This is a genomic window from Buttiauxella sp. B2 (assembly GCF_006376615.1).
In the GTDB taxonomy this organism is placed as follows: domain Bacteria; phylum Pseudomonadota; class Gammaproteobacteria; order Enterobacterales; family Enterobacteriaceae; genus Buttiauxella.
On record NZ_VEXQ01000020.1, the window covers coordinates 61,999 to 83,930 of the forward strand.

Sequence of the window (21,932 nt, forward strand, 5' to 3'; positions counted from 1 at the left end):
CTAAAACCCCGCTCGCGGGGTTTTTTATTGCCCAACAAAAGCCAGTTAACTCATGCTAAAGTGAATAGAATACTGCTTATCGATGAGGCTTCCGATTGTGTCTGGTTTGAAAATTACCGTTCTGCAACAACCGCTGGTCTGGATGGACGGCCCGGCAAACTTACGTCACTTCGATGTGCTGTTGGATGATATTCATGGCCGCGACCTGATTATCTTGCCAGAAATGTTCACCACGGGTTTTGCGATGGAGGCAGCCAAACAGTCGCTTGCTGAAGAAGAAGTGATTGACTGGATGCAGTTTAAAGCACAGCAAACTCAGGCAATGATTGCCGGAAGCGCCGCACTGCAAACCGAACGCGGGGCTGTGAACCGTTTTCTTCTGGTCCAACCCGATGGCAAAGTCCATTTCTACGATAAACGCCATTTATTCCGCATGGCTGATGAGCACCATCACTACCAGGCGGGCATGGATCGCATTGTAGTTGAATGGCGTGGCTGGCGCATTTTACCGCAGGTCTGTTACGACTTACGCTTCCCGGTGTGGTCACGCAATCGCAACGATTATGATCTGGCGTTATATGTGGCTAACTGGCCAGCACCGCGTTCCCTGCACTGGCAAAGCTTGTTGGTCGCCCGCGCCATTGAAAATCAGGCCTATGTTGCGGGCTGCAACCGTGTCGGCACCGATGGCAACGGGCATCATTATCGTGGCGACAGCAAGATTATTAACCCGCAGGGCGAAATTCTGGCAAATGGCGAAGCCCACCAGGCGATGCGCCTTGACGCTGACTTATCGCTAATTGCGTTGCAGGAATACCGCGAGAAATTCCCAGCCTGGCAAGACGCCGATCCGTTTAGTTTGTAATGCCATCAACTCCCCCGATATGTCGACCACGACCAGGGGGAGATCAAAAACGGTAGGTGATAATGCCCGCCGTTTTGCGTGATAACAAAATCAATTTGCGCACTGGGATACAGAGTTTCCCTTAGCGTTGCAGCAAAATACTGGCCGATTTCTGCCGTCAGGCAATAACGCCCCGCAGCAAGTCGCTCCAGACCGAAATCTTTCAATCGCCCATCAATATCAGTCACACCTTGTGCAATAACTTCCCAGTCTTCACCAATCTGCTGTTCAAGCCGGATCACCACATCTACCGCCGGTTTCCCCAATGCGGTATCAAGAATATGCGTACTCAACTGACTCATTGTGCAAACACTCCTTCCAGGCGTAATAACGTGATTTGGCGTAGTTGTTCCAACGCCTCAAACTCTTCTTGCGCAGGGGAATGATTCAGACGGCGATGAAGCTCACTGAGGATTTCGTCACCACTGCACCCTTTAGCGCGAATCAAAAATACTCGCCCAAACTGAGCCTCATATTTTGCATTACCTTGCGCCAGCGCGAGCGTTAACGCGCTGTTTTGCGTATCAACAGAGGATTGTTCCCTTTTAGACATTTCCGCGTCTGTACCATCGCCTTGCACTTTCTCGCCAATACGTGGATGTGCAGTAAGCGCTTGATTCAGCTCAGTGCTTTTCCAGGCAAGAGTCAGTTGCGCAGCATGTTGCATTAACCTGTCAACCGTCTGGTAAGGACGCGCAGCGACCAGGCTTTCAGCCCAGGCTGTAATTGCAACGCAAGATGCCACCAGGCTAAGAGCTTCGTTTTCTGGCGCATCGTTAAACTCAGCCAGTGTGTTTTTCAAAGCCAGAGCGATGACCGTCTGCACATATGCCTGCACGGCTTGCATCACATCTGTTTCAATCACCGATTCTGCCGGATGATGGCTAATTCCACGCCCGCAGCGCACAAACAGCATCCCTACGGGCCAGCATTGTGCAATCGCAATGGCATCATGCCCCGCGCCACTTGGTAGAGATAAACTCCGCCCCTGCACAGCAGTTACTGCTGAACTTAAATGCTGCTGCAAACTGGCGTCGCATGGTGTGGCGCGAATCGAATAGTAAGTTTCCGCACTGAAATCGACGCCACGTTGAGCACCTATTCGGCGCGCCTCGCTTAATAAATTTTCCAGCAACTCTTCAAGATCAGAATCCCGAGGGCTGCGGATATCCAGCGTAAGTTGAATTTCACCGGGAATGACGTTTGCAGCCCCAGGTAAACATTGCAGTGTACCCACGGTTGCAACAATGTCCGGGCTGTATGCACCAGTCGCACTTTCAACGTAGGTTATCCAGGCAGCAGCAGCAGCGAGAGCATCTTTACGAATCATCATCGGCACCGTACCTGCATGCCCTGCTTCACCCGTGAAGCTGCATTTCAAACGGCGAGCGCCATTGATCGCTGTCACTACACCCAACGCAAGGTTTTCCTGCTCTAACACTGGCCCCTGCTCAATATGTAACTCAAGGTAGGCACTAAACTCTTCCGCACTTCGGGCAGCACTTCGAATACGTGAGGGATCAAAACCTGCATTGACCAACGCTTGCGCCACATTCGTACCCGCAGCATCTTCGCACTCCAGCCAATTATCAGGCCAGGTACCGGTAATCCCACGGCTGCCTAATAGCGTGATGCCAAAACGCGTACCTTCTTCATCGCCAAAACCGGCGATTTCAATTGCTTGCTCTAATTGAATATCGTGTTGATGCAAGAACGAGACAACTTCCAGCGCAGCTAACACGCCGAGCATGCCATCGTAACGCCCGGCATTACGTACTGTGTCCAGATGCGAGCCCAGCAAAATGGCCTGAGCGCCTTCCCTTGCTCCTTCATAGCGTCCACAAATATTGCCCACCGCATCTTGCCAGGTGGTCATCCCGATTTGTTCCATCCAACCGGCAACCAAATAATTAGCACGCAGATGTTCAGGTGAAAGATAAACGCGCGTGACCTGGCCTGGCGTTTCGCTAATTTCAGCCAGTTCATCTGCTCGTTGCATTACGCGGCGTGCAGCATTACTGGCCTGCGTTGCACTCATCACATGTTTTACCATTAGCGAATTTCCAGAGCATAGACATCCCACGCGGCCTGCATCGCAGCCCCTTGTGTCGTTTTAAAACCCAGGCGATTAAGCACCGCTTCAAGCGCGGTGAGTGTTTGCAGTACACAATCTTTACGCGCGTTATATCCCATCGTGCCAATACGCCAGATTTTGCCTTGCAATGGGCCAAACGAGGTGCCGATTTCGATATGAAAATCTTCCAGCAGCATTTTGCGCACTTCTTCGCCGTGAACCACTGACGGAATCGCAACACCCAGCACATTATTCATTTTGTGCTGAAGGTTACCAAAGGTCTCCAATCCCATTCCCTTGATCCCGGCGACTAGCGCACGCCCGTGTAGTTCGTGGCGTGCGATCCCTACGTCCAGCCCTTCTTCCAGAATAATGCGAGCACATTCACGGGCGGCGAATAGCATACTTGTCGCTTCGGTGTGGTGGTTCAGTCGTTCTGGCCCCCAGTAATCCATCACCATGCCAAGATCGAAATAATTCGAGTAGATCATCTCGTCATCACCATCCTGATGCGCAGAAGTACGAATACCCTCTTCCACACATTTACGGCGGCGAATCACCTCTTCCATTTGCGGGCTGAGAGTTATCGGCGAACTGCCTGACGGGCCACCGAGGCATTTTTGCAATCCCGCAGAGACAGCGTCTAGCCCCCAAGTATCGGTTTCCAGGGCATTGCCACCGAATGATGCAGTCGCATCGGTGTAAAACAGAACACCATGGCGACGGCAGATTTCACCCAGTTCAGCTAGCGGCTGTAGCATCGTGGTGGAAGTGTCGCCCTGAACTGTCAACAGCAAACGCGGTTTAACGGTTTTGATAGCATCTTCGATTTGATCTGGAGTAAAGACCTCACCCCATGGCACTTCGATGGTGTGGACTTCAGCACGACAACGCCGCGCAATTTCACACAACAAATGGCCGAAACGCCCAAATACCGGCACCAGAACTTTGTCTCCAGGACGAATGGCCGACAGCAGAATGGCTTCGATGCCTGAACGAGAAGTCCCATCCACCAGCATCGTCCAACGGTTTTGTGTGCGGAAAAGCTCACGATACAACACCATCACTTCATTCATATAACCGGTCATGACTGGATCGTACTGCCCAATCAACTGGCTCGCCATAGCCCGCAAAACGCGAGGATCGGCATTAATTGGCCCTGGCCCCATTAATAAACGATGCGGCGGATTAATTTGCGTGAAGTGCTGAATATCGAACATGGCATTTCCTTTAATTCATCATGAAACAAAAGATTCTTATTAAAACATTTTGCAACTAATGTGCCATTCATTTTCGCTAACGACAAAGAAAGAAAATGTCAGTGCTGTGGTTAACATTTTGCGCTCACTACTCCTGCCCGATGAACCAAAATGATTCCCAGAATGTGTGCAAATGCACCATGCAGATGCGTTAACGTTGTTCCAGCTCATCAAGTTCAGAATACAATTCTGCAATATGATGAATACGCTGGCGGCCTGTCGTTAATGCCTCATGCAGGACGGCGTTGGATAACAGATTCACCAGGCTCATCGCGCTGCTGTAACTGTCGAACGCTGAAACGCTATCGAGCGGCGTCGCAAAGTGCCAGCGGCAGTATGGCGTCAGTCCCGAACCGTGTGCTTCACTCATCACCAACAATGGAACCTGGCGCTTATGCAGATTTGCCAGCAGCGGCTTGATAATGCGCGGTCGCCTACGAAAAGCGATAGCAACAACGCAATCCTGTTCGCTGATATCCACCACGTCTTCAGCCAGCGTCTGGCCTGGTTGCGGCAATAAGTAGACATCGCTACGAATCTGTAATAATTGCTGACGCAAGTGCATAGCGACAGGCCATGAATTTCTTAATCCAATGATAAAAATGCGTTTTGAGGTAGTGAGCGCCGTGACGACATCGGCAAACTGTTGCGTATCAAGCAGGCTGACCCACTGTGTCAGGTTAGCCATTTCCTGTTTGTAATGCCGTGCTAATAACGTGTTACCTTGTACCGCATCGCGGTTTTCCGTCAACGGCATCCCACTCTGGCGCAGGGCACGCAGCTCTTCGCGCATATCTTTGTAACGGTCATAACCGAGGCGTTTAAACAAACGGCTTACTGTGGCCTTCGATACACCAGAAAGGCGGGCGAGTTCGGCGCTGTTGTAGCTAATCAGGTCGTCAAAATGATCGACGATAAACGCAGCAACACGCTGTTCTTGCGGAGAAAGCTGCTCATATGTCGCTCTCAAGCGCTCATCTAATTGTTTCATTGCGACCTCTGTAACTTTTGTTTCACCCGAGACTGGCACAGTGAAACTCACTGCGTCAACCTGGAACATCTCTTGCTTAGAGATAACCCCAGGCTTCCGTTCTGAGAGATAAAATGATGATGCAAAGCAATATGGCACCTTCCGGCATGGCCGTCACCCCGCACCATTTGGCCAGTGAAACCGCATTATCCGTATTGCGGCACGGCGGCGATGCAATCGAAGCGATGGTAGCGGCTGCGGCAACGATTGCCGTGGTATATCCCCATATGAATGGCATTGGTGGTGATGGTTTCTGGCTAATTGTACCGCCAGAGGGCGAACCCATTGCGATTGACGCCAGCGGTGCTGCGGGCTCCCTCGCCAGCCTGGAGTATTACGCAGGTGAGCAATCTATTCCTCATCGCGGGCCAAAATCCGCGCTTACCGTACCTGGTACTCTCAGCGGTTGGGACGAGGCGCTAAAAATAGCCGCGCAACTGGGTGGCGGCCAATTACCGCTGTCTCGATTACTGGCCGATGCCATTCGCTATGCGGCAGATGGTATCCCAGTCACACAATCTCAGGTGCTGGCAACTCATAGCAAATATGACGAACTGGCCAATGTTGCTGGTTTTGCTGATACCTTTTTAGAAAGGGGTGAGATCCCACGAGCAGGTAGTCGCTTCACTCAGCCGCGATTAGCCGAAACATTGACCCGTTTAACCGTTGAAGGACTTGATAGTTTTTATCGTGGGCCGCTCGCAGCGCTAATAGCCGAAGAGCTCGCTGATTTAGGTTTGCCCATAAATTTGCAAGATCTTGCCGCTCAACACGCTAAACGCCGTATTCCTCTGCATCTGAGCCACCAGCAGGGGGACATTTACAACATGACGCCACCCACTCAGGGGCTGGTTTCACTGGCCATTCTTGGGATCACCGATAATCTGGATATGGCGCAAGCCGATGAGACACAAACGGTACATCGTATTGTTGAAGCCACCAAAAAAGCGTTTACGTTGCGCGATCAATACATCACCGATCCACGTCATATCACCACTTCGATTCAAAGCCTGCTGGAGGCCGCGCCGCTCACCGCACTGGCCGCTGAAATTGATGACACCAAAGCCGCTGACTGGGGAACCGGCAAAGGCCCAGGTGACACAGTCTGGATGGGCGTGATTGATAGCAGCGGCCTGGCAGTTTCGTTTATTCAAAGTATTTATCACGAGTTTGGTAGCGGTGTGGTGCTACCCAAAAGCGGCGTACTTTGGCAAAACCGCGGCGCAGCGTTTAGCCTCAAACCTGAAAGCTTGTTAAGCCTTGCACCTGGTAAACAACCATTCCATACCCTTAACCCAGCAGCAGCGCGCCTTGCCGATGGGAGAACCTTGGTTTATGGCTCGATGGGAGGCGATGGACAACCGCAAACTCAGGCAGCCATTTTTACTCGCCATGTGATTCAGGGTATGCCGTTACAGGAGGCTGTTACCGCCCCGCGTTGGTTGTTGGGTAGAACATGGGGACAAGCGTCGGACAGCCTGAAATTAGAAGGCAGATTTAGCCCCGAAACCTTTGAAGCCCTGCGTAAGTTAGGCCACAACGTAGAAGCCTTGCCTGATTTTAGCGAAGCGGTTGGCCATGCTGGCGCCATTGTTCGCCACACTAACGGCATGCTTGAAGGTGCGTACGACCCACGCAGCAACGGCAGCGCCGCAGGATTTTAAGGAATAAAAGATGACAGCAAAACCTATCGACTGGCCCACTTACATCCAGTTAATGGAGCAACTCCTCAACGTTCCACTTGATGATACACGCCGTAAAGAGCTTGAAGTGCAATTAGCACGCATGGCTGCACTGGCTGAACCCCTGTTGGATTTTCCGCTGCCCCAACGCCAGGAAGTCGCCGGTGTTTATAAATTATGAACCTATTATCCATTGGTGAAATTCAGCAAGGATTAGCCTGCGGCGAGTTTTCAGCCCAGGAACTGGCGCAACTTACGCTGACCAAAATAGAGCAATCTAATCCTGAGATTAATGCTTTCACTGAAATCACCACCCAGCGTTTGTTGCAAGAAGCCCGCGTCATTGATCAACGGCGAGCAAGCAAAGAAGCATTACCACCTTTAGCTGGCGTACCTTACGCAGTAAAAAATCTCTTTGATATTGAAGGTATAACAACGCTTGCTGGCGCGGAGCTTTTTAGTATGCAACCACCCGCGAGCGAAGATGCTTTCGCCATCAAACAACTGAACAAGGCCGGAGCCATGCTTTCAGGCGCACTGAATATGGATGCCTACGCCTACGGGTTTACTACTGAAAATAACCATTACGGAGCAACCCGAAACCCGCACGATTTGGCGAGAATTGCGGGAGGTTCATCTGGTGGGTCCGCAGCCGCTGTGGCCGCCGGAATGGTGAATTTTACCTTGGGCACAGACACCAACGGCTCAATTCGTGTTCCTGCGTCTCTTTGTGGTGTGTTCGGACTCAAACCGACATTCGGACGACTATCGCGCAGCGGCAGCCAGCCTTTCGTGGCCAGCCTCGACCATATCGGCCCACTTGCCCATAACGTTGATGATTTAGCCCGTGTATACGATGCACTTCAGGGAAGTGACGCCACTGATCATTTTCAGTCAACTCGAGGTATTGAACCAGTCGCCGATAAACTCGAACAGAGCACTCATTTCCGCTGCGCGGTGTTAGGTGGTTTTTTTAATAGCTGGTGTGATGATGATGCCAAAGTCGCAGTGGCAAAAGTGGCGCACTCACTTGAAGCCCTCGAATGCATTGCATTGCCAGAAGCAGAATTAGCTCGCTCGGCGGCATTTTTGCTCTCTGCTGCGGAGGGTGGGAATCATTATTTGCCTGCCCTGCGTAAACATGCAGAACGCTTTGAATTCAATTCCCGCGAGCGTCTTTTGGCTGGCGCAATGACACCGTCAGCCTGGTACACTCAGGCACAACGTTTTCGTGCATGGTTTCGCGATAAAACGCTACCGCTTTTCGAAAAATATGATCTTCTTATTGCCCCAGCAACACCAACGAGTGCCACACTGATTGGCCAGCAAATCATGCGTATTAACGGTACAGATTTACCTGTAAAAGCCAGTATGGGGATGCTGACACAACCTATTTCCTTCCTCGGTTTACCTGTAGTCACGGTACCGTTAGTGACGACAAACGGTAATCCTATTGGCGTACAATTAATTGCGCCGCCATGGCGGGAAGATATTTGCTTGCAGGCTGCCCATCTACTTGAAATACAGGGTATGCTGGTTGGGAAAACCCACCAGGTAAGGTAAATATTATGATGCGTGACAATATTGATCGCCCGGCAATCGTCAATGAGGTGAGTGCTGCATTTTACCGCTACGAACAGGCGCTAATGAGCAACGATGTTGCGGTGTTAGATGAGTTATTTTGGGCTGATGCTCGCACCGTTCGCTATGGCGCTTCGGAAAATCTGTATGGGATCGAAGAGATCAGAGCATTCAGAAATACCCGTTCGTCACAAGGGCTGGAAAGGCTTTTGCAAAATACCACCATCACAACCTATGGCGATGACATGGCGGTTGCCAGCACTGAATTTACCCGTGAAGGCAGTGATAAAATTGGTCGCCAAATGCAAACATGGGTGAAGTTCCCCTATGGTTGGCGGATTGTCGCGGCACACGTCAGCATGATGGGCTAAAACTATGCGGGTAAACAACGTTTCACCCGCTATGCAAATCATCCCTTAAATGGATGCTTCTTCACCCAATGCTCGGCAATATCTTGCCGGCGGCAAATCCACACGTCGTCATGTTGTTGCACGTAATCCAGAAAACGCTGTAGCGCCCTGAAACGACCAGGCCGCCCTAATAACCGGCAGTGCATGCCAATAGACATCATTTTCGGGGCCGTTTCCCCTTCCTCGTACAACACATCAAAACTGTCTTTCAGGTAGGTATAAAACTGCTCAGCGGTATTAAAACCCTGTGCAGTGGCAAAGCGCATATCGTTAGCATCAAGGGTATATGGCACCACCAGATGCGGTTTTATGGAACCGTCACTGCACGTGATTTCACTCCAGAATGGCAGGTCATCGCCGTAATAATCGCTGTCGTAGAGAAAACCGCCGTTTTCTGCCACCAGCCGACGCGTGTTCGGGCTGTCACGGCCGGTATACCAACCGAGCGGTTTGCTGCCAAACAAATCCTCCAGAATTTCGATGGCCTGATGCATGTGTTGGCGTTCTGTTGCTTCATCAAGATTTTGATAGTGGATCCAGCGCCAGCCGTGACTCACCACGTCATAATCCGCCGCTTTTATCGCTTCAACGATTTCAGGATTGCGCGCCAACGCCATCGCTACACCAAAAATACTCATGGTCAGACCGCGTTTTTGAAACTCATTGTGGATGCGCCAGAACCCGGCTCGCGAACCATATTCGTAAAGTGAATCCATCGACATATGGCGGTCAGGAAAACTGGCGGAACCGATGATGTCAGACAGGAATTGCTCAGAGCCGCTGTCGCCATGCAGAACGTGGTTTTCGCCACCCTCTTCAAAATTCAGCACAAACTGCACGGCAACTCGCGCGTTATTCGGCCATTGCGCATGTGGTGGTTTACCCGCGTACCCTTTCATGTCACGCGGATAGTTCTCAGTAAAGTGATAGCGTTTCGCTTTTGGTACTTCATTCATGGTTCGGTTCCTTATGAGCCGAGCCAGAACATCAGCTCAGCATGTTAAAGCAGCCTGATAACGGCTTTTTATTCGGATACGCGAGGTCGCCGTGCTTGCTGGTTTCAAACCCAAGTGCGAGGAGCGATTCCACCATTTTCACCGCTGCGGTGACGCCATCAATCACCGGAATACCCAACTCGGAAGTTAATTCACGTGCAAGATTGGCCATACCGCCACAGCCAAGCACGATGGCTCCGCTGTTATCTTCTTTTATGGCTTGTATACAACGTTCGCGTACCTTCATCTGAGCAAGACCCGTGCCATCTTCTAAAGCGAGTACCGGTAAATCGATCGCATGCAATGCTGCGCAGTGATGTTCAAAGCCATATTGGCGTAATAAATGGCGCGCAATGATCACGGTGCGCGGCAACGAAGTAACGATGGAAAAACGAGTCGCAACAAGAGTTGCCATATGCATCGCCGCTTCGGCAATACCGATAACCGGCCCGGTTGCCAGTTCACGCGCGGCCAGCAAACCCGGGTCGCCGAAACAGGCGATGACATGGCCGCTTACGCCCTGCTCTTTACCGCGCTTGATTTGCTCGAGCACACCGATCGCAGCAATTGCCTCATCAAAATGCCCTTCTATAGATTCCACCCCTTGTGATGGGCAGACCACTATGATTTCACTGGAAGGCGCCGCCACGCTACGTGCGGCTTGCGCGATAGTGTGCGTCATCGCCACGTTCGTATTAGGGTTAATAACCTGAATCAAATGTTTCGTCATATTCACTCCTGTTTGCTTTTTACCCTACGGTGTAGCACCACTCCTGGGCATTGTGATGATTAGCCGCACCATAGCAATGCGCGATTTACATCAATATAACTTTCATACCACCCAAACCAACCGTAAAACACCCATTGCTGCTTTGAAAATGAAACCTGGCCTGGTTAATGCAACGAAAGTTGCAGACATTCCGTCAGCATCTGTTTTTAAAGGAGCAGATTTCATGCCAAATATTGAACACAACACCACTGCCGTCATGACCGATAGCGCCAACGCTGGGTACAGCCCACGTCTGTGTAACGATGATCTGGCACCAACGCGCAACCAGACATGGTCCTGGTACAATATTTTTTCTTTCTGGATGTCAGATGTACACAGCATGGGCGGCTATGTGGTGGCCGCCAGCTTCTTCACGCTGGGGTTGGCAAGTTGGCAGGTTCTACTTTGCCTTCTGGTCGGGATTTGCATCGTGCAGCTTTGCGCAAACCTGGTAGCAAAACCTAGCCAGATGGCGGGTGTGCCTTATGCAGTAATTTGCCGTCAGGCATTTGGCATTTTCGGTGCCAATATTCCTGCGGTGATCCGTGGATTAATTGCCTTCGCCTGGTATGGCATACAAACCTATCTGGCAGCCAACGCCCTGATGTTGGTTATGCTTAAATTCTGGCCCTCACTTGCGCCAATGACTACCGGGCATTTCCTCGGTCTTTCGCACCTCGGATGGGTCTGCTTTGGCATTATGTGGGTGCTGCAAGCGATAGTGTTCTGGCATGGAATGAATGCCATTAAACGATTCATAGATATTGCAGGCCCTGCGGTTTATATCGTGATGATGGCACTAGCTGGTTGGATTTTGTATCAAACAGGATTTGATGGAATTTCATTTACGCTTGCCAGCAAACAGCTCACTTCAGGTGAACAGGCGTGGCAGATGCTTACCGCCGCCGCGCTGGTTGTGTCTTACTTTTCAGGCCCGCTGCTGAACTTCGGTGACTTCTCCCGTTACGGTAAAAGCATGAAAGAGATCCGCCGTGGTAACCGCTGGGGGCTGCCGTTCAACTTTCTGCTGTTCTCCATAGTGACCGTTGTCATCGTCTCTGGTACGCAATCCCTGTTTGGTAAAATGATCACCGACCCTATCGAAACCGTAAGCCACGTGGGGAATAGCCTCGCGATGGCGATTGGTTTACTGACCATGATTACGGCCACCATAGGTATTAATATCGTGGCGAACTTTGTTTCACCCGCATTCGACTTTTCTAACTGTTCACCGCAAAAAATCAGCTTCCGCACCGGTGGGATGATTGCCGCTGTGGGTTCTGTGCTGCTGACTCCGTGGAACTTGTTCCAGTCACCAGAACTTATCCATTACACACTTGATGTATTGGGATCGTTTATTGGGCCACTGTTCGGCATTCTACTGACTGATTTCTACATCATTAAACGCAGCAAAATTTATGTCGACGACCTGTTTGATGACACACCCAAAAGCCGTTATTGGTACAAAGGGGGATTCAATCCAAAAGCGATTCTTGCGCTCGTGCCATCGGTTGCAGTCTGCCTGACGATAAGCTTCATACCATCGCTGCATGAAGTGGCTAACTTTAGCTGGTTTATTGGTGCATTCATGAGTGCAGGTTGTTACCGCTGGTTGGCGCGTACTGAGAAAATGGTTGATGCAGTGGGATATAACGGACAAGTTGTTGTTTCGAAGGATTAAAACGACGAAAGCCTGAATCATTTCTGATTCAGGCTTTCTGATTGTGGCGGAACGGACGGGACTCGAACCCGCGACCCCCTGCGTGACAGGCAGGTATTCTAACCGACTGAACTACCGCTCCGCGTTTGTTCCCCGTCGGGAACGAGGCAGATATTACGTATTGTGCCGATGAGCGTCAACGTTTTTTCTTATAAAACTAATCGTTTGCCGTTAATTTCGCCCAAACGGTGATTTTTAAGCCATTGATGCTGTTTTTATATACGCCACAAACAACTTCCACCTTTCTTTTCCACGAGATCAAGCCGTGATTCATGTGCTTCCAGTTCTACATCACTGGCGCGAATGACGCGTACACCTGAACAATGACGTACAACCCGCTGAATTCCGTTGTCTCCAGCGCGCTGTTGAATATCCCCTTCCATGGCAAACTTCAAAGAAGTTTGCCCGCCAGTCATCATTAAATAGACGTCGGACAGAATTTGGGCATCGAGCAGTGCGCCGTGCAGCGTTCGTTTGCTGTTATCTATTTCATAGCGAGAGCAAAGTGCATCAAGGCTGTTACGCTTGCCTGGGAACATTTTACGGGCGAGTGCCAGACTGTCCGTAATTTTGCAGAAGGTATTGGTTTTCGGGATATCGCGCTTGAGCTTACTGAACTCATAGTCCATAAACCCGATATCAAACGATGCGTTATGGATGACGAGCTCAGCGCCACGAATGTAGTCCATAAACGAATCAGCAACCTGGTCAAAGGTTGGTTTGTCTGCCAGAAACTCATCGGCGATACCGTGCACGCCAAATGCTTCCGGGTCCACCAGCCGGTCAGGCTTGAGGTAGACATGGAAGTTATTACCCGTCAGGCGGCGGTTGATCACTTCAACCGCACCGATTTCTATAATGCGATGCCCTTCGTAGTGAGCACCGATTTGGTTCATACCGGTGGTTTCAGTATCGAGGACTATCTGTCGTGTAATTGCTGTGCTCATGGCGCTCGTTTATGTCAGACTTGGTTTTTTAATCAGAGGAAGTCTACCAGAGATGCGCAAACAGGTAGAAATTTTCACCGATGGCTCGTGTCTCGGCAATCCGGGGCCGGGCGGATACGGTGCGATTTTACGCTACAAACAGCACGAAAAAATTTTTAGTGTTGGCTATCGCCTAACAACCAATAACCGCATGGAAATGATGGCGGCTATCGTCGCACTTGAGGCGTTAATCGAACCTTGTGACATCGTGCTTAGCACCGACAGCCAGTATGTGCGCCAGGGGATTACCCAGTGGATTCATAACTGGAAAAAACGTGGCTGGAAAACGGCAGATAAAAAACCAGTGAAAAACGTCGATTTATGGCAACGACTGGACGCCGCGTTGAGTGAGCACAAAATCAGTTGGGAATGGGTGAAAGGCCATGCCGGTCACCCTGAAAACGAACGCTGTGATGAACTTGCTCGTGAAGCGGCATCTAATCCAACTCTTGAGGACGTTGGTTATCAGCCAGAGGCGACGAAACTTTAGTTGTTTCTCGAAATTGCCTGGTTGCACCTACCGCTGACCGAATTTGCGTTTTCGCCGATCGGCTTTTCATAGGATTGAGCGTAAGTGGCAAAGTTCGCTTACGCGCTACAATGACATGCATACATCCCAACGCAGGCAGGTGGGTACTGAGCATTCTCCCACCTTGCTTACTCCAGGGTAAAACCAGGAAACTGCGTTGGTGCATCACTTCAAAATTCAGCAGTGCCAACCAATCGAACATACGCATCGGCGTAAACATCCGGCAACGAAACGGTGCACGTTTACGCATAAATGGCACTACTTTACCTAAGCCTAATAAACTCACTGGATTAAAACTGCTCAGGATTATCCATCCATCGTCAATCAACACGCGATCGATTTCACGCAGTAATCGGTGAGGATCCTGGCACCATGGCAATGTATGAGCCAACATACATGCATCGACAGATTTAGCAGCAAAGGGCAAATGAAGCGGATCCGCGTTCACCTGCAGTCGCTCACCTTGCAGCGCGACATTAACCTGGTGTGAAATAGCGCAAGCTTCGGTATTAATTTCAGCGCTTAAGTTACCTATCTTTAGCAGATGGAAACCAAACATTTTAGCAAGCCAAGGCTGAAGTTGGTTTTCCAAAGCTTCACGATAGTACTCGCCCCAGGGCAATTCTCCCCAATGATGCGGTGAAATGAAGTTTTCAGGTATCCTTGCCGGTTTCATCACTACCTTCTTAGCGCAATTCAGAGAGGTTGAATTATGAATCTTAACAGTATTTCCGCGTTCCAGGATAACTACATCTGGGTTCTGAATAATGACCAGGGCAAATGCATCATCGTAGACCCTGGCGAAGCGGAACCAGTGTTAAAAGCTATTGAAGAGAAGAACTGGCAGCCAGAAGCCATTTTACTGACTCACCATCACAATGATCACGTTGGCGGAGTAAAAGAACTCCTCAAAAAGTATCCAGGCCTTGTGGTATATGGCCCTGAGGAAACTCAAGATAAGGGAACGAACCGGGTAGTCAGAGAGGGTGATAAGGTCAATATTTTGAAGTATGAATTTACCGTTATTGCCACACCCGGTCACACTTTAGGACATATCTGTTTTTATTGTGATCCTTATCTTTTTTGTGGCGACACAATGTTTTCTGGTGGTTGCGGTAGGCTTTTTGAAGGAACTGCAGAAAATATGTTTGATTCTTTTCAAAAGCTTAACAAACTCCCTGCCGAGACATTAATTTGTTGCGCGCATGAATACACCCTTTCAAATGTGAAATTTTCCTTATCAATCCTTCCTGACGATGAAGAGTTAAACCGATACTGTCGAAAAGTTAAGGAGTTACGCTCAAAAAACCACTCAACACTACCTAGTTCTTTGGAAAATGAGCGAAAAATAAATTTATTCCTTAGAACAGATAATATTGATTTAAAAGAAAAAATAAACAAAGAAACAAACTTGCAACAACCACAGCAGATATTTGCTTGGTTACGGTCAAAGAAAGATAGCTTCTGAATTTTCTGGTTGTGTTGTTTTAAAGTGGAAGGTATTCTTGCTCGTCTTTTAAGCAACCATTTGACACACACATGAAGGCAAAAGCGATATTACTCGCCTCTGTTTTGCTTGTGGGGTGCCAGGCGTCAAGGCATGACGGCAACATCCAACAGCACGCACAGAGTCTGTCTGCAGCTGGTCAAGGTGAAGCAGGAAAGTACACAGGTACGCGATGGATGGACGATGGGACATACCTCGCAGATAACCAAAACTTGTGGAACTTCATTGGCGACGAGCTAAAGATGGGGATTCCGGAGAATACCCGGATTCGCGAACAGAAACAGAAGTACCTAAAGAATAAGAGCTATCTCCACGATGTAACATTACGGGCAGAGCCGTATATGTACTGGATTGCCGGGCAAGTTAAGAAACGCAACATGCCAATGGAACTAGTACTGCTACCCATAGTGGAGAGCGCTTTTGACCCCCATGCTACCTCTACTGCTAATGCCGCGGGCATATGGCAGATAGTACCTAGCACGGGCAGAAATTATGGTTTGAAACAGACTAAAGCATACGATGCACGTCGTGATGTAGTGGCTTCGACTACTGCAGCACTCGATATGATGCAGCGTCTGAATAAGATGTTTGACGGCGACTGGTTGTTAACCGTGGCGGCGTACAACAGCGGCGAAGGTCGTGTACTGAAGGCAATGAAAGCGAATAAAGCACGTGGCTTACCCACGGATTTTTGGTCACTTTCACTGCCACGGGAAACCAAGATTTACGTACCTAAAATGCTAGCCTTGAGTGATATTCTCAAGAACAGCCAAAAGTACGGTGTACGCTTGCCAACCACCGATGAAAGCCGTGCATTAGCACGTGTAGAAGTTAGTGATCCGGTTGAGCTAAGTCAGGTCGCTGAAATGGCTGGGATACCGTTAAATACGCTGAAGACGTTCAACGCTGGAGTGAAAACTTCGACCGTTGGCAAGAACCAGCGATATGTAATGGTGCCTAAGAAGCATGCCGAACAACTAAAAGCCTCTTTGGCTTCTGGTGAAATTGCAGCAGTGCAACCTACGCTAGTCGCGGATAACCGCAGTAACGCAGGTGGCAGAAAATCTTATCGTGTTCGTTCAGGTGATACCCTGTCGAGCATTGCCGCACGCTTAGGCGTTAGCGCTAAAGATTTGCAGAGCTGGAATGGCATACGCAGCGCACACATAAAAGTGGGCCAGACACTTAGCGTTAAAAGCGACGATAAGCGTTTAGCTAAAAATGATAGCATTACCTATAAGGTGCGTAAGGGTGACTCCTTGTCGAGTATCGCGAAACGTCACGGTGTGAACATTAAAGATGTTCTGCGCTGGAACGATGATACTGACGACCTGAAACCCGGCGATCAGTTAACGCTGTTTGTTAGCAATAATTCTACACCTGATACGTGATTGTTAATCAAAGAAAAAGGCACCTTAATTGGTGCCTTTTTTATTGCTTAATCAGAACTTGAGCGCTTCCAGCATTACGATGTCGCTAGTAAATGAACCATCTTCCTGTAATTCAAAATAACGCTGCACTTCATCAGATGCACTTTTCTGATAAGCACGAATGGCATCAGCCATGACTGAAGGTGTTCGCATACGCGCAATCCAACTCGAATACTCCAGATTCAAACGATCACACAGCAAATTTTGCGTCACTAGCCCCGCGTCGTTAAACATACTCAACAGTTCTCCGCTGGAATAATTGTGGACGTGTGAAGTGTCTCGTAAAGCTTCGACGGTTTGCAGCCAGATATCGAGAACAGGATGCCCGGGGGACATCACATCCATAAAAATAACGACTCCGCCAGGTTTCAATACGCGTTTAACCTCACGCAAGGCTTTGCCGACATCATGCCAGTGATGAACTGAATAACGGCTAATAACAACATCAAATGAAGCATCTTCAAATGGCAGAATCTCCGCATAACCTTGCTGGGTAGTGATATTCCTGATACCACGGCTTTGAGCCGCGTCATTCACCACTGTCAGCATCTGTTCCGAGAGATCATAAGCAACAACGTCTTTCACCAGAGTGGAGGCAACAAAACTAGCATGCCCCGCCCCACACCCCATATCTAGCAACCGCGCATTAGGATGGTCCGCCAAACGTGCGGCCAAACGCTCAAGATCGCGCCCTGCGGCATGCACAGCGCTGCTTAGATAGGCGCTAGCCTGCGAACCAAATTGTTGATCGACTTTGTCATGGTGAGATTGTGTTGTCATTGTATTGTCCTTGCTTTTGATTATAAGTAAGGGCAGCACATAGGTCTGCCCAGTGGCAGACCTGACTAATCTTACTTCAGCTCAGGTATGCCGGGACGGAATTCGACTAGTAGAGGATTATGATCGGACGCACGAGTAACCAACACAGAGGCTTCTGTGACGTTTAAACCACGATAGAAAACGAAATCGAGTGGGCGACCAAAAGCACGGCGGCGATGGTCGTCTGTGAAACGGACTTCACGCAGAGTCATCTCGCGAGCAAAGCGGTAAAGCGCATTCATGCGTGGGCGACTCCAGGTATTGAAATCTCCCGCCATAATAATCGGCCCGTTATGGTGGCCAATCTGATCGCCAATCGGACCCAGCTGCTTGCTGTATACATCCACACCCAGGCTGAAATTCACAGCATGGATATTAACAACCATAAGCAGGCGGCCATCAGGTAAAGGATAAACGGTTACTAGCGCAGATTTAGATAAGCGTAAAATCGGCTCTCTTTCGCGTAATGGGCAGCAGTAAACCGGATGGGCGGCAGATAAAGTCATGACACCGGAAGGGTGCTGAGGTAAAACAAATGCCGGGACTTGGTCTGCGGCTAAATAATTACTGGTGGCAAAATTTACCAATTCGGGCGTGGTTTGCGCTTCCTGTAATAAAACCAGATGGGCATCTTTACCAAAGTTTTGCAGTACTGATAGCCATTCAGCCCGCTGCTGTTTGAAGATATTCCATACTAATACTTTTAAGGACCCCTCACTTGGCAAGGGCTCTCCGGGTGGCAATGCCTGACCTATAGTTGCAAAGGAGCCAGGAGGCAGAATGCGTTCTGCTGGCTGACCGGCAACATATCTCATGGCATAAGTATTTTTGCGCACGTTTTTGCTAATGACCTCTGTAACTAAAGAAGCCTCCAATTCGAAGGCTGTCTTTCAGTTATAGGGACTTTAGTGCCGAGTTTCAACGACCAATTCAAACCATTGATGAACAAGACCGTAAGTAATTGCTAACAGCCTTGCTGCAATTAGCTAGCCGATGGCAACTTCACGACGCGTCTCAAGACGGCCACTTAAGTTAATCAGTAAGAGTGCCCCTGCGACAATAACCGCTCCAATCCATGGAGTTTGGGCCAAACCAAAGCTCTGTACTGTTTGACCACCGATAATTGAACCTAACGCGATACCGACGTTAAAAGCGGCGATATTCAGTCCAGAGGCGACATCTACAGCATTTGGCGTATATTGCTCAGCTTTTTGCACAACGTATACCTGCAAGCCAGGTACATTACCGAAGGCGAAAACCCCCATCACCAACACAGTAACTAAAGCACCAATATGCGAACTTGCAGTGAACTGAAAGACCAACAGTAATGCTGCAAGTGCAGCAAAAATGAATTTTAACGCAGGCACTGCGCCATGTCGGTCGGCAAGTTTCCCACCCCAGATATTACCAATCGCAACTGAGACACCGTACCCCAACAAAATCCAACTAACTGCTGCCGGCGAATAACCCGCAAGGTTTTGCATCATCGGGGCAAGGAAAGTAAATGCGGTAAATACGCCGCCATAACCCAATGCTGTAATCGCATAAATGATCAGCAAGCGAGGATGGGTCATTACTTTCAGTTGATCTTTTAAGCTGGCAACTGCGCGTGTTGGAATATTTTTTGGGATCAGAATAGTACTGCAAATTAAAGCGATTACGCCGATTACAGAAACCGCGAGGAATGTTTCACGCCAGCCAAAATGTTGGCCGATAAATGTCCCCAGTGGAACACCGGTCACCAAAGCAACCGTCAGGCCACCAAACATAATCGCAATTGCAGAGGCTGCCTTTTCTTTCGGTACAAGGCTAGTTGCAATGGTAGAACCAACCGAGAAGAAGACTCCATGCGCAAGTCCAGTCAACAGTCGCGCAGCGACTAATGTTTCATAGTTCGGAGAAAGCCAGGCTAACAAATTACCTGCTGTGAAAAGCACCATCAGGCCAATAAGCAGCTGTTTACGTGGAAGTTTTCCGGTTAATGCAGTCAACACAGGAGCTCCGACTGCAACTCCTAATGCATAAATAGAAACCAGTAATCCGGCAGAGGGTAATGAAATTGATAGTTGCTCAGCAATAGTGGGTACCAGTCCAACAATAACAAATTCGGTAGTCCCGATTGCAAATGCACTGATAGTCAGTGCCAGTAGTGCCAGAGGCATGATTTACTCCATAACAGATGTCTTTTGATGACACGCAGTATGGCAAGATGGTTAAATAACAAAAATATGCAAAATCTCAATATAATTTTGCTTCAGGAGCAATAATGAAGGCTACCTCTGAAGAATTGGCGATTTTTGTCGCAGTTGTGGAAAGCGGAAGTTTTAGTCGTGCTGCAACTCAACTCGAGCTGGCTAATTCAGCTGTAAGCCGCTCAGTAAAGAAATTAGAAATGAAGCTGGGTGTAAGCCTGCTAAATCGCACAACTCGGCAGCTAAGCCTGACTGAAGAAGGTGAGCGTTACTTTCGCCGTGTGCAGCAGATCTTGCAGGAAATGGCAGCGGCAGAGAATGAATTGATGGAGTCACGGCAAAGCCCACGCGGTTTACTGCGCATTGACGCCGCAACACCTGTAATGCTTCATCTTTTAATGCCGTTAATTAAGCCATTCCGTGAGCGTTATCCTGAGGTGACACTTTCGCTCATCTCATCAGAGACATTTATTAACCTGATTGAGCGAAAAGTGGATGTAGCAATTCGTGTGGGCACATTGACAGACTCCACGCTTCGGGCCAGACCACTTTTTACCAGTCGCCGTAAAATTATCGCTTCTCCTGAATATTTGGCTCAGTACGGTACACCACAAAGTGCTGAGGATCTTCAGGATCATATTTGTCTTGGTTTTTCTGAGACAGAGAGCCTGAATAAGTGGCCAGTCGCACAAGCTGATGGATTACGCTATGACATTGTGGCAGGGATAACATCAAACAGTGGTGAAACACTCAAGCAGCTTTGCCTAATGGGGAATGGCATAGCTTGTCTTTCTGACTATATGATTAATAAAGAAATCGCGGAAGGAAGTTTTGTCGAACTTCTGGCAGATAAACTTTTGCCGGTAGAAATGCCATTTAGCGCGGTGTATTACAGCGATCGCGCCGTGAGTAGCCGTATTCGCGCATTCATTGATTTTCTAAGTGAGCATGTTCAACAGCCCCCACAGGGGCTGTAATGGAAAATTAATCCCAGTTTGGAGCCAAGCCTTCTGGACTAACCAGACGATCATTACAATCCAGTGCTGCAATGGCTGCCATATCTTCCGCATCCAGCGTTAGAGTCTGCGCGTGTAGATTACTTTGCAGATTCTCACGCTTTGTAGATGAAGGAATGACTGCGTATCCCAGCATCATTGCCCACGCCAGAATCACCTGCGCTGGCGTTGCATTGTGCTTTTTAGCAATTCGCCCAATCACCTCATCTGACAGTGCTTTACCATAGGCAAGCGTCATATAAGAGGTAATGTGAATATCATGTTCATGCGCCCAATCAACCACTTTGCAGTTTTGCAGGTAAGGTGAAAGCTCAATTTGGTTAGTAGCAATATTCTCTGCACCTACCGCATCAATTGCTTGTTGCATCAGGTCTATGGTGAAGTTAGAGATGCCAATCTGGCGCGTCAGCCCTTCATTTTTTGCTTCCAGCAATGCCTGCATAAACTCTGCTACCGGAACGGCATCATTTGGTGATGGCCAGTGAATGAGCGTCAAATCAACATAATCAGTACGCAATTTGCGTAAGCTTTCTTTCAAGCTTGGGATTAGTTTGTCTTTGCTAAGATTCTCAATCCAGATTTTGGTAGTGATAAATAACTCATCACGAGATACGCCACTTTCTTCAATTGCCTGTCCTACAGCCGCTTCATTGTCATAGATTTGTGCGGTATCAACGGTGCGATAACCCAGCTCTAAAGCTGTTTTTACTGATGCTATAACCACATCGTCTTTTAAGCGAAAAGTACCTAAACCAAATGCAGGAATTGTCATTATTTACCTCGTTAGGGGATATGTATTGTTAATACGAGGATTATGACGGCATTCACTTTGCTGAAAAAGACAGATAAACACAGAAGACATTTGCGCTAAACGCAATAATAGAAAGGTATTTACCGGTTTTTAAACAAGAAAAAAGCCCTGAGTCTAAACAGACTCAGGGCTTAATAAGTGGCGGAACGGACGGGACTCGAACCCGCGACCCCCTGCGTGACAGGCAGGTATTCTAACCGACTGAACTACCGCTCCAC

Annotated in this window: 21 protein-coding genes, 2 tRNA genes and 2 pseudogenes; 10 read left to right on the forward strand and 15 right to left on the reverse strand. The window is 49.0% G+C overall.

Going from position 1 to position 21,932, the window contains the following annotated elements:
• The first annotated feature begins 97 nt into the window (after window positions 1-97).
• On the forward strand, window positions 98-865 hold the full coding sequence (locus FH968_RS18735) for an amidohydrolase (protein WP_139882266.1): 768 nt from the start codon (window positions 98-100) through the stop codon (window positions 863-865).
• Window positions 866-870: 5 nt separating this feature from the next.
• On the opposite strand, the gene uraH is transcribed toward FH968_RS18735, so the two are convergent.
• The 5 genes and pseudogenes from uraH to FH968_RS18755 form a co-directional block, all read right to left on the reverse strand.
• The gene (gene uraH, locus FH968_RS18740; RefSeq protein WP_139882267.1) at window positions 871-1,206 is read right to left on the reverse strand and encodes a hydroxyisourate hydrolase; all 336 of its coding nucleotides are present in this window, start codon (window positions 1,204-1,206) and stop codon (window positions 871-873) included.
• A complete protein-coding gene (gene uraD, locus FH968_RS23925; protein ID WP_223271342.1) occupies window positions 1,203-1,706 on the reverse strand; it encodes a 2-oxo-4-hydroxy-4-carboxy-5-ureidoimidazoline decarboxylase in 504 nt (167 codons plus the stop codon). Before uraD ends, uraH begins: the two co-directional genes overlap by 4 nt.
• Window positions 1,701-2,957: pseudogene (gene hpxK / locus FH968_RS18745) on the reverse strand (allantoate amidohydrolase); the annotation flags it as partial. The gene uraD and the pseudogene hpxK, both read right to left, overlap by 6 nt.
• Entirely contained in the window at window positions 2,957-4,198 is a 1,242-nt protein-coding gene (locus FH968_RS18750; protein WP_139882269.1) for an alanine--glyoxylate aminotransferase family protein, read from the reverse strand. The gene FH968_RS18750 and the pseudogene hpxK, both read right to left, overlap by 1 nt.
• 190 nt (window positions 4,199-4,388) lie before the next feature.
• The gene (locus tag FH968_RS18755) at window positions 4,389-5,228 is read right to left on the reverse strand and encodes a MurR/RpiR family transcriptional regulator (RefSeq protein WP_139882270.1); all 840 of its coding nucleotides are present in this window, start codon (window positions 5,226-5,228) and stop codon (window positions 4,389-4,391) included.
• A gap of 116 nt (window positions 5,229-5,344) precedes the next feature.
• Here FH968_RS18755 and FH968_RS18760 point away from each other — a divergent pair, with 116 nt between their 5' ends.
• The 4 genes from FH968_RS18760 to hpxZ are packed head-to-tail and all read left to right on the forward strand — an operon-like array spanning window position 5,345 to window position 8,901.
• On the forward strand, window positions 5,345-6,931 hold the full coding sequence (locus FH968_RS18760) for a gamma-glutamyltransferase family protein (protein ID WP_139882288.1): 1,587 nt from the start codon (window positions 5,345-5,347) through the stop codon (window positions 6,929-6,931).
• A gap of 10 nt (window positions 6,932-6,941) precedes the next feature.
• Complete coding sequence (hpxX, locus tag FH968_RS18765; RefSeq protein WP_139882271.1) at window positions 6,942-7,130, forward strand: oxalurate catabolism protein HpxX; 189 nt, start codon at window positions 6,942-6,944, stop codon at window positions 7,128-7,130.
• Window positions 7,127-8,512, forward strand: a complete 1,386-nt coding sequence (locus tag FH968_RS18770; RefSeq protein WP_139882272.1) for an AtzE family amidohydrolase — start codon at window positions 7,127-7,129, stop codon at window positions 8,510-8,512. Before hpxX ends, FH968_RS18770 begins: the two co-directional genes overlap by 4 nt.
• 5 nt (window positions 8,513-8,517) lie before the next feature.
• The gene (hpxZ, locus tag FH968_RS18775) at window positions 8,518-8,901 is read left to right on the forward strand and encodes an oxalurate catabolism protein HpxZ (RefSeq protein WP_139882273.1); all 384 of its coding nucleotides are present in this window, start codon (window positions 8,518-8,520) and stop codon (window positions 8,899-8,901) included.
• Between the two features lie 38 nt (window positions 8,902-8,939).
• On the opposite strand, the gene puuE is transcribed toward hpxZ, so the two are convergent.
• Together puuE and FH968_RS18785 are read right to left on the reverse strand one after the other, a co-directional pair.
• A complete protein-coding gene (gene puuE / locus FH968_RS18780; RefSeq protein WP_139882274.1) occupies window positions 8,940-9,896 on the reverse strand; it encodes an allantoinase PuuE in 957 nt (318 codons plus the stop codon).
• A 31-nt stretch (window positions 9,897-9,927) separates the two neighbouring features.
• Window positions 9,928-10,665 carry an aspartate/glutamate racemase family protein gene (locus tag FH968_RS18785; RefSeq protein ID WP_139882275.1) on the reverse strand — a complete coding sequence of 246 codons (738 nt, stop codon included), beginning with the start codon at window positions 10,663-10,665 and terminating at the stop codon, window positions 9,928-9,930.
• A 223-nt stretch (window positions 10,666-10,888) separates the two neighbouring features.
• On the opposite strand from FH968_RS18785, the gene FH968_RS18790 reads away from it, so the two are divergent.
• Entirely contained in the window at window positions 10,889-12,385 is a 1,497-nt protein-coding gene (locus FH968_RS18790) for an NCS1 family nucleobase:cation symporter-1 (RefSeq protein ID WP_139882276.1), read from the forward strand.
• A 44-nt stretch (window positions 12,386-12,429) separates the two neighbouring features.
• Here FH968_RS18790 and FH968_RS18795 read toward each other — a convergent pair.
• Window positions 12,430-12,506, reverse strand: a tRNA-Asp gene (locus FH968_RS18795).
• 133 nt (window positions 12,507-12,639) lie between these two features.
• Window positions 12,640-13,371 carry a DNA polymerase III subunit epsilon gene (gene dnaQ / locus FH968_RS18800; RefSeq protein WP_139882277.1) on the reverse strand — a complete coding sequence of 244 codons (732 nt, stop codon included), beginning with the start codon at window positions 13,369-13,371 and terminating at the stop codon, window positions 12,640-12,642.
• Here dnaQ and rnhA point away from each other — a divergent pair.
• Entirely contained in the window at window positions 13,325-13,900 is a 576-nt protein-coding gene (rnhA, locus tag FH968_RS18805) for a ribonuclease HI (protein WP_189389223.1), read from the forward strand. The genes dnaQ and rnhA overlap by 47 nt on opposite strands.
• On the opposite strand, the gene FH968_RS18810 is transcribed toward rnhA, so the two are convergent.
• The gene (locus FH968_RS18810) at window positions 13,848-14,615 is read right to left on the reverse strand and encodes a class I SAM-dependent methyltransferase (protein ID WP_139882279.1); all 768 of its coding nucleotides are present in this window, start codon (window positions 14,613-14,615) and stop codon (window positions 13,848-13,850) included. The genes rnhA and FH968_RS18810 overlap by 53 nt on opposite strands.
• A gap of 36 nt (window positions 14,616-14,651) precedes the next feature.
• Between FH968_RS18810 and gloB the strand changes: the two genes are divergently transcribed.
• Entirely contained in the window at window positions 14,652-15,407 is a 756-nt protein-coding gene (gloB, locus tag FH968_RS18815) for a hydroxyacylglutathione hydrolase (protein ID WP_139882280.1), read from the forward strand.
• 71 nt (window positions 15,408-15,478) lie between these two features.
• Window positions 15,479-16,837 (forward strand): murein transglycosylase D, encoded by a 1,359-nt coding sequence (mltD, locus tag FH968_RS18820; protein WP_139882281.1) that lies wholly within the window; start codon window positions 15,479-15,481, stop codon window positions 16,835-16,837.
• A 51-nt stretch (window positions 16,838-16,888) separates the two neighbouring features.
• On the opposite strand, the gene FH968_RS18825 is transcribed toward mltD, so the two are convergent.
• From FH968_RS18825 to FH968_RS18835, 3 genes are all read right to left on the reverse strand, one after another.
• Window positions 16,889-17,656 carry a class I SAM-dependent methyltransferase gene (locus tag FH968_RS18825; RefSeq protein WP_139882282.1) on the reverse strand — a complete coding sequence of 256 codons (768 nt, stop codon included), beginning with the start codon at window positions 17,654-17,656 and terminating at the stop codon, window positions 16,889-16,891.
• A 71-nt stretch (window positions 17,657-17,727) separates the two neighbouring features.
• Window positions 17,728-18,531 carry an endonuclease/exonuclease/phosphatase family protein gene (locus FH968_RS18830; protein WP_139882283.1) on the reverse strand — a complete coding sequence of 268 codons (804 nt, stop codon included), beginning with the start codon at window positions 18,529-18,531 and terminating at the stop codon, window positions 17,728-17,730.
• A 150-nt stretch (window positions 18,532-18,681) separates the two neighbouring features.
• Complete coding sequence (locus FH968_RS18835; RefSeq protein WP_139882284.1) at window positions 18,682-19,857, reverse strand: MFS transporter; 1,176 nt, start codon at window positions 19,855-19,857, stop codon at window positions 18,682-18,684.
• A 104-nt stretch (window positions 19,858-19,961) separates the two neighbouring features.
• On the opposite strand from FH968_RS18835, the pseudogene yafC reads away from it, so the two are divergent.
• A pseudogene (yafC, locus tag FH968_RS18840) lies at window positions 19,962-20,875 on the forward strand (DNA-binding transcriptional regulator YafC).
• Here yafC and dkgB read toward each other — a convergent pair.
• Both dkgB and FH968_RS18850 read right to left on the reverse strand, forming a co-directional pair.
• On the reverse strand, window positions 20,872-21,675 hold the full coding sequence (gene dkgB / locus FH968_RS18845; protein WP_139882286.1) for a 2,5-didehydrogluconate reductase DkgB: 804 nt from the start codon (window positions 21,673-21,675) through the stop codon (window positions 20,872-20,874). The pseudogene yafC and the gene dkgB overlap by 4 nt on opposite strands.
• 178 nt (window positions 21,676-21,853) lie before the next feature.
• Window positions 21,854-21,930 (reverse strand) — tRNA-Asp (locus FH968_RS18850).
• Window positions 21,931-21,932: the final 2 nt, after the last annotated feature.

Excerpts from the sequence above, each read along its gene's own strand:
- FH968_RS18790 (WP_139882276.1), top strand. The coding sequence starts at position 10,889 with ATGCCAAATATTGAACACAACACCACTGCCGTCATGACCGATAGCGCC.
- FH968_RS18785 (WP_139882275.1), bottom strand. The coding sequence starts at position 10,665 with ATGACGAAACATTTGATTCAGGTTATTAACCCTAATACGAACGTGGCG.
- FH968_RS18750 (WP_139882269.1), bottom strand. The coding sequence starts at position 4,198 with ATGTTCGATATTCAGCACTTCACGCAAATTAATCCGCCGCATCGTTTA.
- mltD (WP_139882281.1), top strand. The coding sequence starts at position 15,479 with ATGAAGGCAAAAGCGATATTACTCGCCTCTGTTTTGCTTGTGGGGTGC.
- FH968_RS18810 (WP_139882279.1), bottom strand. The coding sequence starts at position 14,615 with ATGAAACCGGCAAGGATACCTGAAAACTTCATTTCACCGCATCATTGG.
- FH968_RS18825 (WP_139882282.1), bottom strand. The coding sequence starts at position 17,656 with ATGACAACACAATCTCACCATGACAAAGTCGATCAACAATTTGGTTCG.
- gloB (WP_139882280.1), top strand. The coding sequence starts at position 14,652 with ATGAATCTTAACAGTATTTCCGCGTTCCAGGATAACTACATCTGGGTT.
- dnaQ (WP_139882277.1), bottom strand. The coding sequence starts at position 13,371 with ATGAGCACAGCAATTACACGACAGATAGTCCTCGATACTGAAACCACC.
- FH968_RS18835 (WP_139882284.1), bottom strand. The coding sequence starts at position 19,857 with ATGCCTCTGGCACTACTGGCACTGACTATCAGTGCATTTGCAATCGGG.
- FH968_RS18755 (WP_139882270.1), bottom strand. The coding sequence starts at position 5,228 with ATGAAACAATTAGATGAGCGCTTGAGAGCGACATATGAGCAGCTTTCT.
- FH968_RS18770 (WP_139882272.1), top strand. The coding sequence starts at position 7,127 with ATGAACCTATTATCCATTGGTGAAATTCAGCAAGGATTAGCCTGCGGC.
- hpxX (WP_139882271.1), top strand. The coding sequence starts at position 6,942 with ATGACAGCAAAACCTATCGACTGGCCCACTTACATCCAGTTAATGGAG.
- FH968_RS18760 (WP_139882288.1), top strand. The coding sequence starts at position 5,345 with ATGATGCAAAGCAATATGGCACCTTCCGGCATGGCCGTCACCCCGCAC.
- uraH (WP_139882267.1), bottom strand. The coding sequence starts at position 1,206 with ATGAGTCAGTTGAGTACGCATATTCTTGATACCGCATTGGGGAAACCG.
- dkgB (WP_139882286.1), bottom strand. The coding sequence starts at position 21,675 with ATGACAATTCCTGCATTTGGTTTAGGTACTTTTCGCTTAAAAGACGAT.
- puuE (WP_139882274.1), bottom strand. The coding sequence starts at position 9,896 with ATGAATGAAGTACCAAAAGCGAAACGCTATCACTTTACTGAGAACTAT.
- hpxZ (WP_139882273.1), top strand. The coding sequence starts at position 8,518 with ATGATGCGTGACAATATTGATCGCCCGGCAATCGTCAATGAGGTGAGT.